Below are 16,287 nucleotides of genomic sequence, written 5' to 3' on the forward strand. Positions count from 1 at the left end.
TCCGGGGCGGCCCTCGTGACGCGCGTCTCAGTCGGCACGGCCCAGTGCCGTCAGTACGCGCGCTCATCGGAGGCCCTGCGGTGAACGAACTGCCGCAACAGCTGGCCGACGGCCTTGCCCTGGGGGCCCTTTACGGCCTCATCGCCATCGGTTACACGATGGTCTACGGCATCGTCCAGCTCATCAACTTCGCCCATGGCGAGATCTTCATGATCGGGGGCTTCGGCGCCCTCACGGCGTACACGATCCTGCCCGAGGGCACCGCCCTCGTGATCGCGATCCCCGTGATGCTGATAGGCGGCGCGGTGGTCTCCGTGGCCGTCGCCACCGCCGCCGAACGCTTCGCCTACCGTCCCCTGCGCGGCGCGCCCCGGCTCGCCCCCCTGATCACGGCCATCGGTCTGTCGATCGTGCTCCAGCAGCTCATCTGGGGTTTCTACCCGGGAGCCAAGAGCAAGGTCACCTTCCCCGAGTTCAAGGGCGGACCCTTCGAGATCTTCGACGGCCTGTCGATCTCCCGCGCTGACACGTTCGTCCTCGTCGCCGCCCCGATGTGCATGCTCGCCCTCGGCCTCTTCGTCTCGAAGAGCCGCAGCGGCCGCGCCATGCAGGCCACGGCGCAGGACCCGGACACCGCGAAGCTGATGGGTATCAACACCGACCGCATCATCGTGATGGCCTTCGCCATCGGCGCCGCATTCGCCGCGGTCGCGGCGGTCGCCGAGGGCCTCGACAAGGGCCAGATCCGCTTCGAGATGGGCTTCCTGCTGGGCCTCAAGGCCTTCACCGCAGCCGTCCTCGGTGGCATCGGCAACATCTACGGCGCCATGATCGGCGGCGTGGTGCTCGGTCTGGCGGAGACCCTCTCCATCGCCTACGTCGAGCACATCCCCGGGATGGCCCAGTTCGGCGGCGGTGCCTGGAAGGACATCTGGGTGTTCTCCCTCCTCATCCTGGTGCTCCTGTTCAGACCACAGGGTCTGCTCGGACAACGCGCCGCGGACAGGGCGTGATCGCGATGACGACCGATCTCACCAAGACCCCCGAGGCTCCCCAGGAGTCCGGTCTCGTCGAGCAGGCCGGCGCCAAGAGCCCGGGCCTCCTCCACTGGATCGTCGCGGCCGGCGGCCTCGCCTCCGTCGCGAGCACCTTCCTCGCCTGGACCTACACCACCGAGTTCCCCGGCGACCTCACGGTCAACGGCTACCCGGGCGGCCTCCAGGTCCTGACCCTCGTCGCGGGCTTCCTCCTGATCGCCTTCGCCCTCTCCGGGCTCGGCGTCAAGGGCCTGGGCTGGCTCACCCCCGGCGGCTCGACGAAGGCGCTGCAGTTCCTCGCCCTCGGCACGCTGGGCACCACCTGGTACACCGTGATCGCCATCGCGGCGCAGCTCGGCGGCATCGCGCACTGGGAGCCCGGCGCGTACGTGGCCTTCGTCGCGGTACTGATCCCGCTGGCGGCGTTCCTGCTCAAGGACGACTCCCGCAAGCCGGCGAAGCCCAAGGAGATCCCCTCCTGGGCCGAGATCCTGATCATCGTCGCCGCCTTCGCGATCGGCATGTACGCCGTCACGTACGGCATCTCGACCGAGTACCCCGAGCTGTTCATCGGCTACCTGCTCCTCGCGGGCTTCGGTGCCGCCGCGCTCAACAAGTCCGGTCTGGTGAGCCGTATCTCGGCCATCGCGTCGAAGAACAAGCAGATCGCCGCCGTCGCGGCGTTCGCCGCCGCGGCCGTCTTCCCCTTCACGCAGGCCACCGACACGTTCACCGTGATCGCGGTGCAGATCCTGATCTTCGCCACGGTCGCCCTCGGTCTGAACGTCGTCGTCGGTCTGGCGGGTCTGCTCGACCTCGGTTACGTCGCCTTCCTCGGCGTCGGCGCCTACACGGCGGCCCTCGTCTCGGGATCGACCGCCTCCGCGTTCGACATCCAGCTGCCGTTCTGGGTCGCCATGATCATCGGCGCCCTGGCCTCGCTGGTCTTCGGCGTCATCATCGGCGCGCCGACCCTGCGGCTGCACGGTGACTACCTCGCCATCGTGACGCTCGGCTTCGGTGAGATCTTCCGTATCACCGTCAACAACATGGACGGCGACAACGGTCCGCAGATCACCAACGGCCCGAACGGCATCCCGAACATCCCGGCGCTGAACATCTTCGGCTACGACTTCGGCGAGACCCACACCATCCTCGGCGTGGAACTCGGCTCGTACGCCAACTACTACCTGCTGATGCTGCTGGTGATGGTCCTCGTCGTGCTGGTCTTCAGCCGGGCGCAGGACTCCCGTATCGGCCGCGCCTGGGTCGCCATCCGCGAGGACGAGACCGCGGCGACCGCCATGGGCATCAACGGCTTCCGGGTCAAGCTCATCGCCTTCGCCCTCGGCGCCACCCTCGCCGGCGTCGCCGGCACGGTCCAGGCCCACTTCCAGGGCACGGTCCTCCCCGAGATGTACGTGTTCGCCGGCCCCGTCGCCCCGAACTCCGCGTTCCTTCTCGCGGCCGTCATCCTCGGCGGCATGGGCACCATCCGCGGCCCGCTCCTCGGCGCGGCGCTGCTCTTCCTCATCCCCGAGAAGCTGGCCTTCCTGAAGGACTACCAGCTCCTCGCGTTCGGTCTCGCGCTCATCCTGCTGATGCGCTTCCGTCCGGAGGGCCTCATCCCCAACCGGCGCGCGCAGCTCGAGTACCACGAGCACGAGGAGAACGCCGACAAGATCGACGTACCGGAGCAGCGGCCCCCCGCCGACCCCATCGTCGGAACCTCGAAGGCGGGGGCGTGAACGCCATGACGACCACCACCACGGAAACGACGACGGCGGCGTCCACCGCCGCCACCGTCCTCGACGCCAGCGGTGTCACCATGCGCTTCGGCGGACTCACCGCCGTACGCGGAGTGGACCTGACCGTCCGCGAGGGCGAGATCGTCGGACTCATCGGCCCCAACGGTGCCGGCAAGACGACCTTCTTCAACTGCCTGACCGGTCTGTACATCCCCACCGAGGGACAGGTCAGCTACAAGGGGACCGTGCTGCCGCCCAAGCCGCACCTGGTCACCAAGGCCGGCATCGCCCGTACCTTCCAGAACATCCGTCTCTTCTCCAACATGACGGTCCTGGAGAACGTCCTCGTCGGACGCCACACCCGGACCAAGGAGGGCCTCTGGTCCGCGCTGCTGCGCGGTCCGGGCTTCAAGAAGGCGGAGATCGCCTCGCGCGAACGCGCCATGGAGCTGCTGGAGTTCGTCGGCCTGGCGAGCAAGGCGGAGCACCTCGCCCGCAACCTGCCCTACGGCGAGCAGCGCAAGCTGGAGATCGCCCGGGCGCTGGCGAGCGACCCCGGTCTGCTGCTCCTCGACGAGCCGACGGCCGGCATGAACCAGAACGAGACCCGCACGACCGAGGAGCTCGTCTTCGCGATCCGTGACAAGGGCATCGCCGTCCTGGTCATCGAGCACGACATGAAGTTCATCTTCAACCTGTGCGACCGCGTCGCGGTGCTGGTCCAGGGCGAGAAGCTCGTCGAAGGCACCTCCGACGTCGTCCAGAGCGACGAGCGCGTCGTCGCGGCGTACCTCGGTACGCCGTTCGAGGGCGCGCCGGGCGCGGAGGAGGTCGCGGAGGTCGAGGCGGCGGAGGCACACGCCGAGGCCGAGGCGGCGGAAGCCGAGGAGGCCGCGGCCGACGAGGCTCCCGCAGCCCCCGAGGCCGAGGCCGAGGACGCCCCCGAGGCCGACGACGCTCCGGCAGCGGAAAGCACCACCGAAGGAGACTCCAAGTGACCGCTCTTCTCGAGGTCGAGGACCTCAGGGTCGCCTACGGCAAGATCGAGGCCGTCAAGGGCATCTCCTTCTCCGTCGAGGCCGGTCAGGTCGTCAGCCTCATCGGCACCAACGGCGCCGGCAAGACGACCACCCTGCGCACCCTCTCGGGCCTCATCAAGCCCGCGAGCGGGAAGATCACCTTCGACGGCCAGGTGCTCAACGGCATCCCCGCCCACAAGGTGGTCTCCCTCGGCATGGCCCACTCCCCCGAGGGCCGGCACATCTTCCCGAAGCTGACCATCGCCGAGAACCTCCAGCTCGGCGCCTTCCTCCGCAAGGACAAGGACGGCATCGAGAAGGACATCCAGCGCGCCTACGACCTCTTCCCGATCCTGGGCGAGCGTCGCAAGCAGGCCGCGGGCACCCTCTCCGGTGGTGAGCAGCAGATGCTGGCGATGGGCCGGGCGCTGATGTCCCAGCCCAAGCTGCTCATGCTCGACGAGCCTTCGATGGGTCTCTCCCCGATCATGATGCAGAAGATCATGGAGACCATCGCCACGCTCAAGGCCGAGGGCATGACCATCCTGCTCATCGAGCAGAACGCGCAGGCCGCCCTGTCCCTCGCGGACTACGGCTACGTCCTGGAGGTCGGCACCATCAAGCTCTCCGGCACCGGCCAGGACCTGCTCCACGACGACGAGGTCCGCAAGACCTACCTCGGCGAGGAGTAGAACCCGTCCCCACGGACAGAAGGCCCGCCCCACAGCGTTGTGGGGCGGGCCTTCTCCTGTCTGCGGGCCGTGGTTACTGCTGACCCTTCCCGGCCTTCTTCTCCTCGGCGTCCTCGATGACCGCCTCGGCGACCTGCTGCATCGACATGCGGCGGTCCATGGAGGTCTTCTGGATCCACCGGAACGCGGCGGGCTCGGTGAGGCCGTACTGCGTCTGCAGGATGCTCTTCGCCCGGTCGACGAGCTTGCGGGTCTCCAGCCGCTGCGAGAGGTCGGCGACCTCCTGCTCCAGCGCGCGCAGCTCCGCGAACCGGGACACGGCCATCTCGATCGCCGGCACGACGTCGCTCTTGCTGAACGGCTTCACGAGGTACGCCATGGCGCCGGCGTCCCGCGCCCGCTCGACGAGGTCGCGCTGCGAGAAGGCGGTGAGCATCAGGACGGGGGCGATGGACTCCCCGGCGATCTTCTCGGCGGCGGAGATGCCGTCCAGGACGGGCATCTTCACATCGAGGATGACGAGGTCGGGGCGGTGCTCCCGCGCGAGCTCGACGGCCCGGGCACCGTCGCCGGCCTCGCCGACGACAGAGTAGCCCTCTTCTTCGAGCATCTCTTTGAGATCGAGGCGGATGAGGGCCTCGTCCTCGGCGATGACGACACGGGTCGTCAGCGGCGGGACGTGCGACGCGTCGGCGTCGTCGGCGGGCTGGGGCGACTCGGGGGCGGTCACGGGGGCTCCTCGTTCAAGGCCTCTTCCAAGGCGGATACAGCTCCCCAAGAGCCTACCCACCTCCTGTAAGGTGGGGGCACGGCGGGTGACCGCCGATCTTCGTTCTGAAGGATGCCCCGGTAGCCCAGCGGTAGAGGCAGTGGTCTCAAACACCATCCAGCGTGGGTTCGAATCCCACCCGGGGCACTCTACCTTCGATTTAAAGGTTCGAACTTTCCGCCGACGATCTTCGGCCGACCCGGTGACCGTGCCGGCCGAACCGCGACCGACTCAGTGCGGCGTTCCCAGGTAGGGGAAGTGCGGCAACAGGTCCGCGTGGGGGCCGATGTGGTCCGAGGTGACCTTGCCGTTGGAGACCATCGCCAGCCGGGCCGATGTGACGTCGTCCGTGAGCGTGCGGCCGTTGGGGTAGGCGGCGGGCTTGGTGCGGTCGTAGCGCAGGACGTCGGGAAGGACGGTCCGCAGCGCCTCTTCCGCCGCGTCCGGGGCGTAGCCGCCGGTGTGGGCGAGGGCCGCCTTCCAGGGTTCGAGGTACGTCGCCACGTCGTCGGCCGGTTCCCCCTCGTTGTAGGCGTCCTTGACCTCCTCGGCGTTGAAGTACGCCGTGAGGGAGGGGTGGGCGCCTCGGTCGACGGACTTCAGTTCGCCGTCGGCGTGGAGGCTGACGCGGGCCCAGACTCCGATCTCGGGGTTGTCGCCGAGTGCGGCGTCGGGGACTTCGAGGGCGATGCCGAAGACGTTCTTGTCGGCGCCCCAGTCGGTGCCGGTCCAGTTGAAGTCGGCGACGATGCCGTCGAGGTCGGCGAAGAAGGGGTCGCTGCGCAGTCCGGCGGAGACCTTGTAGCCGTCGGCTTCGGTGACGGAGAGTTCGCGGCCGAAGGAGACGGGGACGTCGGTGAAGATCGGGGTGCCGGTGGCTTCGTGGGCGCGGGCCTCGGCGCCGGTGGCGCGGTGGAGGGTGAGGGTCTGCTCGCCGTCCTCCGCGGGGTCGGAGAAGGTGAAGCTGAAGGCGATGTCGGCCTGGTTGTCGCCGTCGGTGTCGACGTTGATGCGGTAGACCGCGTCGGGGTGGAACGCGGTGCCCCCGGTGGGCGCGATCGGGTTGACGTTCATGATGAGCGCGGTGCGCCCGCCGGGGACCGTGAAGGCGAAGAGGTCGGTCAGGTCCAGGCGGGCGTCGTCCATCGGGGAGCGCAGGTGGGGTCCGCTGAGGTGGTGTGACATGGCGTCACCTTCGCGGCACGACAGGGGGGTCGTGGCGCGACGGGGCCGCCGTGGTCACTCCTTCGGGCTGTCGTCCTCGCCGATGTGGTGGACACGGACGAGGTTGGTGGAGCCGGGGACGCCGGGCGGGGAGCCGGCGGTGATGACGACGACGTCGCCCTTCCGGCAGCGCCCGATCCGCAGGAGCTCTTCGTCGACCTGGGCGACCATGGCGTCGGTGGAGTCGACGTGCGGGCCGAGGAAGGTCTCGACGCCCCAGGTGAGGTTGAGCTGGGAGCGGGTGGCCGGGTCGGGCGTGAAGGCCAGCAGCGGGATGGGCGAGCGGTAGCGGGAGAGGCGCTTGACGGTGTCGCCGGACTGGGTGAAGGCGACGAGGAACTTGGCGCCGAGGAAGTCGCCCATCTCGGCGGCGGCGCGGGCGACGGCTCCGCCCTGCGTACGGGGCTTGTTCCGCTCGGTCAGCGGCGGGAGGCCCTTGGCGAGCACGTCCTCCTCGGCGGCCTCGACGATCCGGCCCATGGTGCGGACGGTCTCGATGGGGTACTTGCCGACGCTGGTCTCGCCGGAGAGCATCACGGCGTCGGTGCCGTCGATGACGGCGTTCGCCACGTCGCTCGCCTCGGCACGCGTCGGGCGGGAGTTGTCGATCATCGAGTCGAGCATCTGGGTGGCGACGATGACCGGCTTGGCGTTGCGCTTGGCGAGCTTGATGGCGCGCTTCTGGACGATCGGGACCTGTTCGAGGGGCATCTCGACGCCGAGGTCGCCGCGGGCGACCATGATGCCGTCGAAGGCGGCGACGATGTCGTCGATGTTCTCGACGGCCTGGGGCTTCTCGATCTTGGCGATGACGGGGAGGCGGCGGCCTTCCTCGTCCATGACGCGGTGGACGTCCTCGATGTCGCGGCCGCTGCGGACGAAGGAGAGGGCGATGATGTCGGCTCCGGTGCGCAGCGCCCAGCGGAGGTCGTCGATGTCCTTCTCGGAGAGCGCGGGGACGGAGACCGCCACCCCGGGGAGGTTGAGGCCCTTGTTGTCGGAGACCATTCCGCCTTCGACGACGCGGGTGTGGACGCGGGGTCCGTCGACGGAGGTGACTTCGAGGGTGACGCGTCCGTCGTCGACGAGGATGCGCTCACCGGCGGTGACGTCGGCGGCGAGGCCGTCGTAGGTGGTGCCGCAGATGTGGCGGTCGCCCTCGACGGGTTCGACGGTGATGGTGAATTCGTCGCCGCGTTCAAGGAGTACGGGGCCTTCACGGAAGCGGCCGAGGCGGATCTTCGGGCCTTGAAGGTCGGCGAGGACACCGATGCTGCGGCCGGTCTCGTCCGAGGCTTTGCGAACGCGCTGGTAGCGCTCCTCGTGCTCGGCGTAGCCGCCGTGGCTGAGGTTGAATCGGGCGACGTCCATTCCCGCTTCGACCAGAGCCTTGATCTGCTCGTATGTGTCGGTGGCGGGGCCCAGGGTACAAACGATCTTTGCTCGGCGCATGGTTCGAGCCTAGGGCTTACCGGTGGGTAGAGAAGAAGCCGGGCATGACTGTTCAACAACCTTTGCGTGAAGGGTTATTGACAAGTGTTTAAGTGTGCAGATCCCTGCTCCGATGAGCATGCGTCAGGAGTTGATCACAGGGTGAAATCGGAGCCCCGGGTGACGGATCCACCCTGCCGCGTCCCGGCAAGCTCGGACACGAGCTCATCGACGATGTCCTGCGCCGACCGCTTGTAGAGGGCCCGGTACTGCACCCCTTCCAGGAAATCAGGAAGTTCGGACGTCGCCTCCAGGCGTACCGGTACGAGTCTCGCCCGGCCCTCGACTGCCGCTCTGTACAGCTCTCGCGCTTCGAGGAGGCAGTACTTGCTCGACCGGTACGCCTCGGACATGAGCAGAACACCGACGGCAGACCGTGCCAGTCCGCTGAGGAGGTGCTCCATCCATGGCTCTCCGGCCGGGATGGCCTGAGACGATCGGTAGTCGAAGACGTGCTGGAACCTGTCGTTGAGGAGCCGTGAGAAGGCCGCTCCCTGGTCACTGTCCTCCGCGGCGTAGCTCAGGAAGACGCGTTCACTGCGCTTGGTCGCCGAGCGGAAGTATTCGGCTGCCTGCTTCCAGCCTCCGACGTAGCGCGGCTGCTCGTCGATGACTCCCAGGTGGTCTTCGAAGGACTGCCTCAGGTTCGCCGGTCCGGTCCAGCGGATGATGGCCTTCCTGTGCCCGGTGCCCTCGTCGCCGTACAGCGTCTCCTCGTCGGGGACGCCCTCGGTGGAACCATCGGCCGCGGCAGCCGAAGCGATCGGCAATGTCGGGATGGACTGGCCGTGCGTGAAGGCCGCCATGACACGCGACGAAGGATCGTCGAGGTCGACAACAGCCCAGTCGCACTGGCGCAGAGTCGTGATCGAGTCGAGGTGCAGACGTGGCGGCCACGGCAGCCTCACGGGCTCCCATCCGTACTCGTGGAGGAGATCACACAGCTCCACCACCACCGGCTCGTTCGACGGCGAGATGACGAGCCCCACCTGACGCTGCTGGTACGTGCGCCCCGGGTCTCCGGGTGACGCGGCGGCGCGGGCGTCTGCGATGAACTCCCGGTAGGCATTGGCCGCCCTCGTCGGCAGCGAGGATTGATCCTCGGTGCCGAGCTCTTGTGCGTCGTACGCGACGAGGCGCACGTCCGTAGGCATCTTCAGAGCGGGGACCAGACGCTGGTCATGGAAGACGATCGCCGGCTTGCGGGCGCGGACGGCCATGCTCAGTTCCAGTCTGAAGTACCGTGCCGCGTGGCGCAGTGCCGACCGCGTGTACACCTCCCTCGGCTTTCCGGCCAAAGGGTAGATGCCGACGAAGCCATCGGCTTCCCTGATCATTCGTTCCAGCCTGACCGGGCTGGTGAAGGAAACGCCCTCGTCGACTCTGAAGGAGACGTCCTCCACGGAGCTGAGCAGCAGCCAGAAGTACGCGTTCTCGGCCGGGGAGTGGTACCGGTGGCTGAGAAACACATTGAGTCGGCCGGGGCCGGGCCGGGGAGCGGGCAAGCTCAATGTCATCCTCCGTTCGCCCCGCCGGGCGGAGGGCTCGTCGACAGTGGCACGGCCGGCTGTGCCTGCGGGTCGGCCTGCTTGAGTCGGCCGTACAGGGCGTCGAACGTGAAGCCGGACACGAATCCCACCGTGAGCACGAAGAAGAGCAGGCGCCTGGCTCCTTCTCCCGTCAGAATCTCCGGCGAAGCAGCCAGCTGGGCCGAGACGAAGAGAAGAAAGGAAACGGCCCCCGCCGACATGCCCAGCGCCGCCGTCCTCGCCCAGTGTTCGCCTCGGTCGAACGCGTTGCGAGTAATGGCACCCGACGTGCCTGTGGCAAGCGCTCCGACGACGAGACTGGTCAGGTTGACGAAGGCACTCGCCTTCAGGGCATAGGCGATCGGAATCATCGCCAGTCCGACACACAGGAGGAGCAGCCCGAACGCGATCCCGAAGCCACTGCGCCACGCCGCCCGGCGCTGCGAACGGGACTCCTCGCGCCGCTGCTCGTCGCGCCGCTCCCCTTGCACAAGCAGGAGTTGCACCAAGCGGAGCGCCGAACCGGCACTCCACTCCGCCCCCATGGCGGAGACCTCGTCCGCGGTCGCATGGTGAGTCGTCCGGTTCATGGTGTCCCACACGGTCCGGCCGGAGCCGCCGAAGCGCGGCACCGTGGCCACGGGAACCCCGAACGCCAGACACACCATGCCGGTGATCAACGTGGATCGCCCACCGCCCAGGAGCACGACGCCGTCCACCTCCCGCAGCGAGCGGTAGAAGCTGGTCTCCCAGTTCTCCCCCGCCTCGTAGCGCACGTCGAACACCTCTGGGCGCTCTGCCAGCATGGGGAAGTCCGTTTCGGCCTCCCCGTAAGGCGGTCTGACCTGGATCGATCCGGGAGGGACCTCACCGTGCGCCACGTACCCCGTGACGACTCGGTCCTCCACGAACTGGGCCTCGCTGGAGTACACGACGAGATCGCAGCCTGTTTCCGCCAGCGCTGTGCCGATCTCCTCGCAGGCCGTCAGCACCGGCGCCGCATCGGCCAAGGGCGGATCGTAGGTACGGTCAGGATCCACGCTGCCCACCACAGCGATAAGCGGCCTCATCATTCCCCCCAGTGCCTTCTTCGTCATGCCAAGCGCACGGGTTAGCTATCCGCCCCTCGACACGGGCAAACTGCCGGCCTCGCACCGGAACACGAGGAGCGTGCACCGCCCCTGGGCCTTAGAGCTCCGGCGGCTGCATGGTGAAGCGGGCGGTCACCTCGGCCGTGACCGTCTGGCGCTGGGGTTCCAGGTCGAGGGGCGGGGGGACGTCCGCGGATTCCGCGGCGAAGGCCATGCGCATCCCGCCCAGTGCGGCCGGCGGCGGGACGAGGCCCGTGTCGGAGAGTTCCAGGAGGGCGGCGAGGGTGGTGCCGAGCGCCGCCGCGTAGGCGCGGGCGCGCTGGACCGCCTCGCCCACCGCCGTGCGGCGAGCTTCGGCGTAGGCGGCCGAGTCGGGGCGCAGCGCCCACCAGGGGCCGTCGACGCGGGTGAGGTCGAGGTCGGCGAGGCGGGTGGTGAGTTCCCCGAGGGCGGTGAAGTCGGAGAGTTCGACGGTGAGCAGGACGCGGCCCTGGTAGGCGCGGATCCGCTCGCCGCGGCCATGCTTGCCCGGTTCGGGCGTGATGGAGAAGGCACCGGTCTCCAGCTTCTCGACGGCCTCTCCATAGGACTTCGCGAGATCGAGGGCGAGTGCGTTGCGCCGGGTGAGGTCCGCGAGGGTCGCCGACCTGTCGGTGCCGCGGGCGCTGACCGTCACGGCGATGCGGGCGACTTCCGGGTCGACTTCGAGTCGGGCCTCTCCGCGGACGGCCACCTGGGGTGCTTCCGGGGTCGGGTGTGGGGTCGTCACTTCTGGCTCCCTCGTGCGGGCGACGGCTGCGGTCCCGAACACTTTCCCACTCCGTAACCCGAAAGCTCTGTTGCCGACGTGACGGGTGGGCCAGAATCTACGCGCGTTGTGCACCACTGGACCAAGGAGAACACATGCCGCTGAACCGCCGGACGTTCCTGGAGAGCTCCGTCGCCGTCGGAGCCGGAGCCACCCTCGCCACGGGTGTCGCCACCGCCCCGGCCCAGGCCCACGGACCTCGTCCGAGGCCGGCCAAGCGGTACTCCTTCACCGTGATGGGCACCACCGACCTGCACGGAAACGTCTTCAACTGGGACTACTTCACCGACAAGGAGTTCGACGACAAGGCCCACAACGACGTCGGCCTCGCGAAGATCTCCACCCTGGTCGACCAGGTGCGCACGGCGAAGGGGAAGCGCAACACGCTCCTCATCGACGCCGGCGACACCATCCAGGGCACCCAGCTCTCGTACTACTACGCCAAGGTCGACCCGATCACCGCCCGGCGCGGTCCCGTGCACCCGATGGCGCAGGCGATGAACGCCATCGGCTACGACGCCGCAGCCCTCGGCAACCACGAGTTCAACTACGGCATCCCGGTGCTGCGGAAGTTCGAGGAGCAGTGCGACTTCCCGCTGCTCGGCGCCAACGCGCTCGACGCGAAGACGCTGCGGCCGGCGTTCCCGCCGTACAGCATGCACCGGCTGCGGACCCCGCACGGCCGGGACGTGAAGGTCGCGATACTCGGCCTCACCAACCCGGGCATCGCCATCTGGGACAAGGCCAACGTCAGCGGCAAGATGGTCTTCCCCGGCCTGGAGGAGCAGGCGGCGAAGTGGGTGCCGAAGCTGCGTTCGATGGGCGCGGACGTGGTGGTCGTGTCGGCGCACAGCGGCTCCAGCGGCACGTCCTCGTACGGTGACCAGCTCCCCCACGTCGAGAACGCGGCCGGGCTCGTGGCCGAGCAGGTCCCCGGCATCGACGCGATCCTCGTGGGGCATGCCCACACCGAGATCCCCGAGTACCGGGTGAAGAACAAGGAGACCGGCAAGGACGTCGTGCTGTCCGAGCCGCTGAAGTGGGGGCAGCGCCTCACCCTCTTCGACTTCGAGCTCGTGTGGCAGAAGGGCCGCTGGGTCGTCGAGAAGGTCGGAGCCCAGGTCCTGAACTCCAACACGGTGGAGGAGGACCCGAAGATCGTCGGGCTGCTCTCCGACGAGCACAAGAAGGTCGTGGCGTACGTCAACCAGATCATCGGCACCTCCACCGCGACCATGGCCACGGCCGACGCGCCGTGGAAGGACGAGCCGATCATCGACCTGATCAACCACGTCCAGGCCGAGACGGTGAAGGCGGCGCTGGCCGGCGGCGAGTACGCGGCCCTGCCGGTCCTCTCGCAGGCGTCCTGCTTCTCCCGTACGGCGGCGATCCCGTCCGGGCAGGTCACCATCAGGGACGCGGCCGGGCTGTACGTCTTCGAGAACACCCTGGAGGCCCGTCTTCTCACGGGTGCCCAGATCAAGGACTACCTGGAGTTCTCGGCCCGGTACTACGTCCGGACGCCGGCGGGCGCTCCCGTGGACACCGCGAAGCTGACGAACGCGGACGGCACCCCGGACTACAACTACGACGCGGTGTACGGCGTGACGTACGAGATCGACATCGCCAAGCCGGCCGGCTCGCGGATCGTGAACCTGTCCTTCGGCGGCAAGCCGATCGACCCGGCCGCGCAGTTCGTGCTCGCCGTGAACAACTACCGGGCGAGCGGCGGCGGCGCGTTCCCTCACGTCGCGAACGCCAAGCAGCTGTGGGCCAACTCGGACGAGATCCGCAACACCATCATCCAGTGGGTGAAGGCGAAGGGGTCGATCGATCCGGGCCAGTTCGCGTCGGTGGACTGGAAGCTGACCCGGGACGGTGTGCCGGTGTTCTGAGCCCCGCGGCTCAGCTCTGTGTGAGAGGCGTCAACGCCTGGCCCTGGGCCGGGACGCGTGGCGCCTCTCGCCGTTCCAGGCCGAAGCTGGTGAAGGCGGTGCGGCGCGGCAGCGGGTACGGCTCCTTGCCGGTGACCGAGTTGAGGATGGTGGCGCTGCGCCAGGCGGCGAGCCCGAGGTCGGGGGCGCCGACGCCATGGGTGTGCTTCTCGGCGTTCTGGACGTAGACGGAGCCGGTCACGGAGTCGTCGAGGACGATCCGGAACTCGCTGTCGATCCTCGGCCGCCCGGCCGAGTCGTGCCGTGTGTACGGGTCGAGTCCGGCGAGCATCCGGTCGAGCGGGCGCTCCTTGTAGCCGGTGGCGAGGACGACGGCGTCGGTGGTGAGGCGGGAGCGGGTGCCTTCCTGGATGTGCTCCAGATGCAGTTCCACCTTGGTGGTGGCGACCCGGCCGGCGGTGCGGACCTGGACGCCGGGGGTGAGGACGGCGTCCGGCCAGCCGCCGTGCAGGGTGCGCCGGTAGAGCTCCTCGTGGATGGCGGCGATGGTGTCGGCGTCGATGCCCTTGTGCAACTGCCACTGGCGGGGGGCGAGTTCGTTGCGCACGGACTCGGGCAGGGAGTGGAAGTAGCGGGTGTAGTCGGGGGTGAAGTGCTCCAGACCGAGCTTGGAGTACTCCATCGGCGCGAAGGCCTCCGTCCGTGCCAGCCAGTGGATCCTCTCGGCGCCGGCGGGCCGGGCCTTGAGCAGGTCGAGGAAGATCTCGGCTCCGGACTGGCCGGAGCCGATGACGGTGACGTGCTCGGCGGCGAGGAGCCGATCGCGGTGGTCGAGGTACTCGGCGGAGTGGATGACGGGGACGTTCGGGGCGGCGGCGAGCGGCTTCAGCGGCTCGGGGACGTACGGCTCGGTGCCGACTCCGAGGACGACGTTCCTGGTGTACGCGCGGCCCAGCGCCTCGGCCTCGCCCTCCGTGTCGAGCTGGGTGAAGTCGACCTCGAACAGGGTGCGTTCGGGGTTCCAGCGGACGGCGTCGACCTGGTGGCCGAAGTGCAGTCCGGGGAGGCGGGTGCTGACCCAGCGGCAGTAGGCGTCGTACTCGGCGCGCTGGATGTGGAACTTCTCCGCGAAGTAGAAGGGGAAGAGCCGGTCGCGGGTGCGCAGATAGCTGAGGAAGGACCAGGGGCTGGCGGGGTCGGCGAGGGTCACCAGGTCGGCGAGGAACGGAACCTGGAGGGTGGCGCCCTCGATCAGCAGGCCGGGGTGCCAGTGGAAGGCCGGGTTCTGCTCGAAGAAGGTGGCCGCGAGGCCGCCGGGGACGCCGTGGGCCAGCGCGGCGAGGGAGAGGTTGAAGGGGCCGATGCCGATGCCCACCAGGTCATGGGGCTGATCGAGGTCTCGCTGGGGGGTGCTGGCCGTCATCGGTCGGTGCTGCCTTCCGTCAGGGCTTCTACGAGGGTGAGGATCTCTTCGAGGTCGGCGGGGGTCGCGTGGGGGTTGAGCAGGGTGGCCTTGAGCCAGAGCCGGCCGTCCTCGCGGGCCCGGCCGAGGACGGCGCGGCCTTCGCCGAGGAGGGTGCGCCGGATCGCGGCGACGGTGGTGTCGTCGGCGCCCCTCGGTCGGAACAGGACGGTCGTCAGCGTCGGACGCTCGTACAGCTCCAGACCGGGGGCCTTCTCGACCTGATCGGCGAGGTGCTGGGCGAGCGCGTGGACCCGGTCGACGAGCTCGCCGAGTCCGCCACGGCCGAGGGCGCGCAGCGTGACGGCGATCTTGAGGATGTCGGGGCGGCGGGTGGTGCGCAGGGAGCGGCCGAGGAGGTCGGGGAGGCCGGCCTCGGTGTCGTCGTCGGCGTTGAGGTAGTCGGCCGTGTGGGTGAGGACGGCGAGGTCGGCCGCGTCGCGGACGGCGAGGAGTCCGGCGGCGACCGGCTGCCAGCCGAGTTTGTGCAGGTCGAGCGTGACGGAGCGGGCGCGGTCGAGGCCGGCGAGGAGAGGGCGGTGGGTGTCGCTGAAGAGCGCGGCTCCGCCGTAGGCCGCGTCGACGTGGAGGTCGGCGTGGTGGGCCTCGCAGAGCGTGGCGATCTCGGGGAGCGGGTCGATGCGGCCGGTGTCGGTCGTCCCGGCGGTCGCGGCGACGAGGAGGGGGCCGTGGAGGTCGGTGAGCGCCTCGTCGAGGGCGACGGGGTCGAGGGTGCCGTTCGGGGTGGGCACGGTCACCGGTTCGGGCAGGCCGAGGAGCCAGGCGGCGCGGTGGAAGGAGTGGTGGGCGTCGGCGCCGACGACGACCTGGAGGGGGTGGCCGGGGCCGTGGCGCTCGCGGGCGAGGAGGAGGGCGAGCTGGTTGGACTCGGTGCCGCCGGTGGTGACGAGGGCGTCGGGGCGGGGCGCGGTGGGGTACGCGGCCTTGGCGAGGGCCTCGGTGACCGCCGCCTCCAGGGCGGAGGCGGCGGGGGCCTGGTCCCAGGAGTCCATGGAGGGGTTGAGCGCGGAGGCGGCGAGGTCTGCGGCGGCGGCGAGCGCGAGGGGCGGGGTGTGGAGGTGGGCGGCGCAGAGGGGATGGGCGGGGTCTGCGGCGCCTTCCGCCAGGGCGCGGACGAGGGCGTGGAGGGTGGTGGTGGGGTCGGTGCCGGCCTCGGGGAGGGCCTCCCCCAGTGCCTCCCGCACCCGGGCGGTGACCGCGTCCGGCCCACCGGCCGGGATCGGCCCGCCGCGTGCGTGGGCGCCTTCGCGCAGGGCGTCGAGGACGGTGTCCAGGAGGGGGCGCAGGGCGTCGGGGCCGGTCTCGCCTCCGGCGAGGGATGGGGGTGAGGCACGCATGGGCACGAGCCTGTCGGGGGTTCTGGGGGTTTGTCCGTTGGGCGGGATCATGTAACCCGAACGAGGGACAGGGCCTGGACAAGGCCCCGTCCCTCGTGGTGGGCGTTCGGGTGCGGACAGGTGGGTGGGTCGTGCCCGCCCGGCCCCCGCTCCCCACCGGGAGG

The 16,287-nt window shown here is 69.3% G+C and carries 13 protein-coding genes and 1 tRNA gene; 6 read left to right on the forward strand and 8 right to left on the reverse strand.

Annotation, left to right across the window (positions count from 1 at the left end; all coding sequences use genetic code 11):
- The first annotated feature begins 80 nt into the window (after window positions 1-80).
- Genes ACFQ7Q_RS34520 through ACFQ7Q_RS34535 form a run of 4 tightly spaced genes read left to right on the forward strand, consistent with a single transcriptional unit; the run spans window position 81 to window position 4,496 of the window.
- The gene (locus ACFQ7Q_RS34520) at window positions 81-1,013 is read left to right on the forward strand and encodes a branched-chain amino acid ABC transporter permease (RefSeq protein WP_383562192.1); all 933 of its coding nucleotides are present in this window, start codon (window positions 81-83) and stop codon (window positions 1,011-1,013) included.
- A 5-nt stretch (window positions 1,014-1,018) separates the two neighbouring features.
- Window positions 1,019-2,785, forward strand: coding sequence for a branched-chain amino acid ABC transporter permease (locus ACFQ7Q_RS34525; protein WP_383562194.1), 1,767 nt, complete (start codon window positions 1,019-1,021; stop codon window positions 2,783-2,785).
- 5 nt (window positions 2,786-2,790) lie between these two features.
- Window positions 2,791-3,783, forward strand: a complete 993-nt coding sequence (locus ACFQ7Q_RS34530; RefSeq protein WP_383562216.1) for an ABC transporter ATP-binding protein — start codon at window positions 2,791-2,793, stop codon at window positions 3,781-3,783.
- Window positions 3,780-4,496, forward strand: a complete 717-nt coding sequence (locus ACFQ7Q_RS34535) for an ABC transporter ATP-binding protein (protein ID WP_383562196.1) — start codon at window positions 3,780-3,782, stop codon at window positions 4,494-4,496. The genes ACFQ7Q_RS34530 and ACFQ7Q_RS34535 overlap by 4 nt, the downstream gene beginning before the upstream one ends.
- A gap of 73 nt (window positions 4,497-4,569) precedes the next feature.
- Here ACFQ7Q_RS34535 and ACFQ7Q_RS34540 read toward each other — a convergent pair whose 3' ends face one another.
- Window positions 4,570-5,226 (reverse strand): ANTAR domain-containing response regulator, encoded by a 657-nt coding sequence (locus ACFQ7Q_RS34540; protein WP_383562198.1) that lies wholly within the window; start codon window positions 5,224-5,226, stop codon window positions 4,570-4,572.
- A 113-nt stretch (window positions 5,227-5,339) separates the two neighbouring features.
- On the opposite strand from ACFQ7Q_RS34540, the gene ACFQ7Q_RS34545 reads away from it, so the two are divergent.
- Window positions 5,340-5,412: transfer RNA gene (locus tag ACFQ7Q_RS34545), tRNA-Leu, on the forward strand.
- Window positions 5,413-5,496: 84 nt separating this feature from the next.
- Here ACFQ7Q_RS34545 and ACFQ7Q_RS34550 read toward each other — a convergent pair.
- The 5 genes from ACFQ7Q_RS34550 to ACFQ7Q_RS34570 all read right to left on the reverse strand — a co-directional run bounded on the left by ACFQ7Q_RS34550 (window position 5,497) and on the right by ACFQ7Q_RS34570 (window position 11,369).
- Window positions 5,497-6,450, reverse strand: a complete 954-nt coding sequence (locus ACFQ7Q_RS34550; protein ID WP_383562200.1) for a DUF4331 family protein — start codon at window positions 6,448-6,450, stop codon at window positions 5,497-5,499.
- 54 nt (window positions 6,451-6,504) lie between these two features.
- Window positions 6,505-7,941, reverse strand: coding sequence for a pyruvate kinase (gene pyk, locus ACFQ7Q_RS34555; protein ID WP_383562202.1), 1,437 nt, complete (start codon window positions 7,939-7,941; stop codon window positions 6,505-6,507).
- A 134-nt stretch (window positions 7,942-8,075) separates the two neighbouring features.
- A complete protein-coding gene (locus ACFQ7Q_RS34560; protein WP_383562204.1) occupies window positions 8,076-9,485 on the reverse strand; it encodes a toll/interleukin-1 receptor domain-containing protein in 1,410 nt (469 codons plus the stop codon).
- 8 nt (window positions 9,486-9,493) lie between these two features.
- A complete protein-coding gene (locus tag ACFQ7Q_RS34565; RefSeq protein WP_383562206.1) occupies window positions 9,494-10,606 on the reverse strand; it encodes a hypothetical protein in 1,113 nt (370 codons plus the stop codon).
- Window positions 10,607-10,697: 91 nt separating this feature from the next.
- Window positions 10,698-11,369 carry an SIMPL domain-containing protein gene (locus ACFQ7Q_RS34570; RefSeq protein ID WP_383562208.1) on the reverse strand — a complete coding sequence of 224 codons (672 nt, stop codon included), beginning with the start codon at window positions 11,367-11,369 and terminating at the stop codon, window positions 10,698-10,700.
- A 134-nt stretch (window positions 11,370-11,503) separates the two neighbouring features.
- Here ACFQ7Q_RS34570 and ACFQ7Q_RS34575 point away from each other — a divergent pair, with 134 nt between their 5' ends.
- Window positions 11,504-13,303 carry a bifunctional metallophosphatase/5'-nucleotidase gene (locus ACFQ7Q_RS34575; protein ID WP_383562210.1) on the forward strand — a complete coding sequence of 600 codons (1,800 nt, stop codon included), beginning with the start codon at window positions 11,504-11,506 and terminating at the stop codon, window positions 13,301-13,303.
- A 10-nt stretch (window positions 13,304-13,313) separates the two neighbouring features.
- Here ACFQ7Q_RS34575 and ACFQ7Q_RS34580 read toward each other — a convergent pair whose 3' ends face one another.
- Window positions 13,314-14,726: a lysine N(6)-hydroxylase/L-ornithine N(5)-oxygenase family protein gene (locus tag ACFQ7Q_RS34580; protein ID WP_383562212.1), complete on the reverse strand. Its 1,413-nt coding sequence runs from the start codon at window positions 14,724-14,726 to the stop codon at window positions 13,314-13,316.
- Window positions 14,723-16,123 carry a pyridoxal phosphate-dependent decarboxylase family protein gene (locus ACFQ7Q_RS34585; RefSeq protein ID WP_383562214.1) on the reverse strand — a complete coding sequence of 467 codons (1,401 nt, stop codon included), beginning with the start codon at window positions 16,121-16,123 and terminating at the stop codon, window positions 14,723-14,725. The genes ACFQ7Q_RS34580 and ACFQ7Q_RS34585 overlap by 4 nt, the downstream gene beginning before the upstream one ends.
- Window positions 16,124-16,287 lie beyond the last annotated feature (164 nt).

The organism is Streptomyces sp. NPDC056527, assembly GCF_042794475.1.
GTDB lineage: Bacteria > Actinomycetota > Actinomycetes > Streptomycetales > Streptomycetaceae > Streptomyces.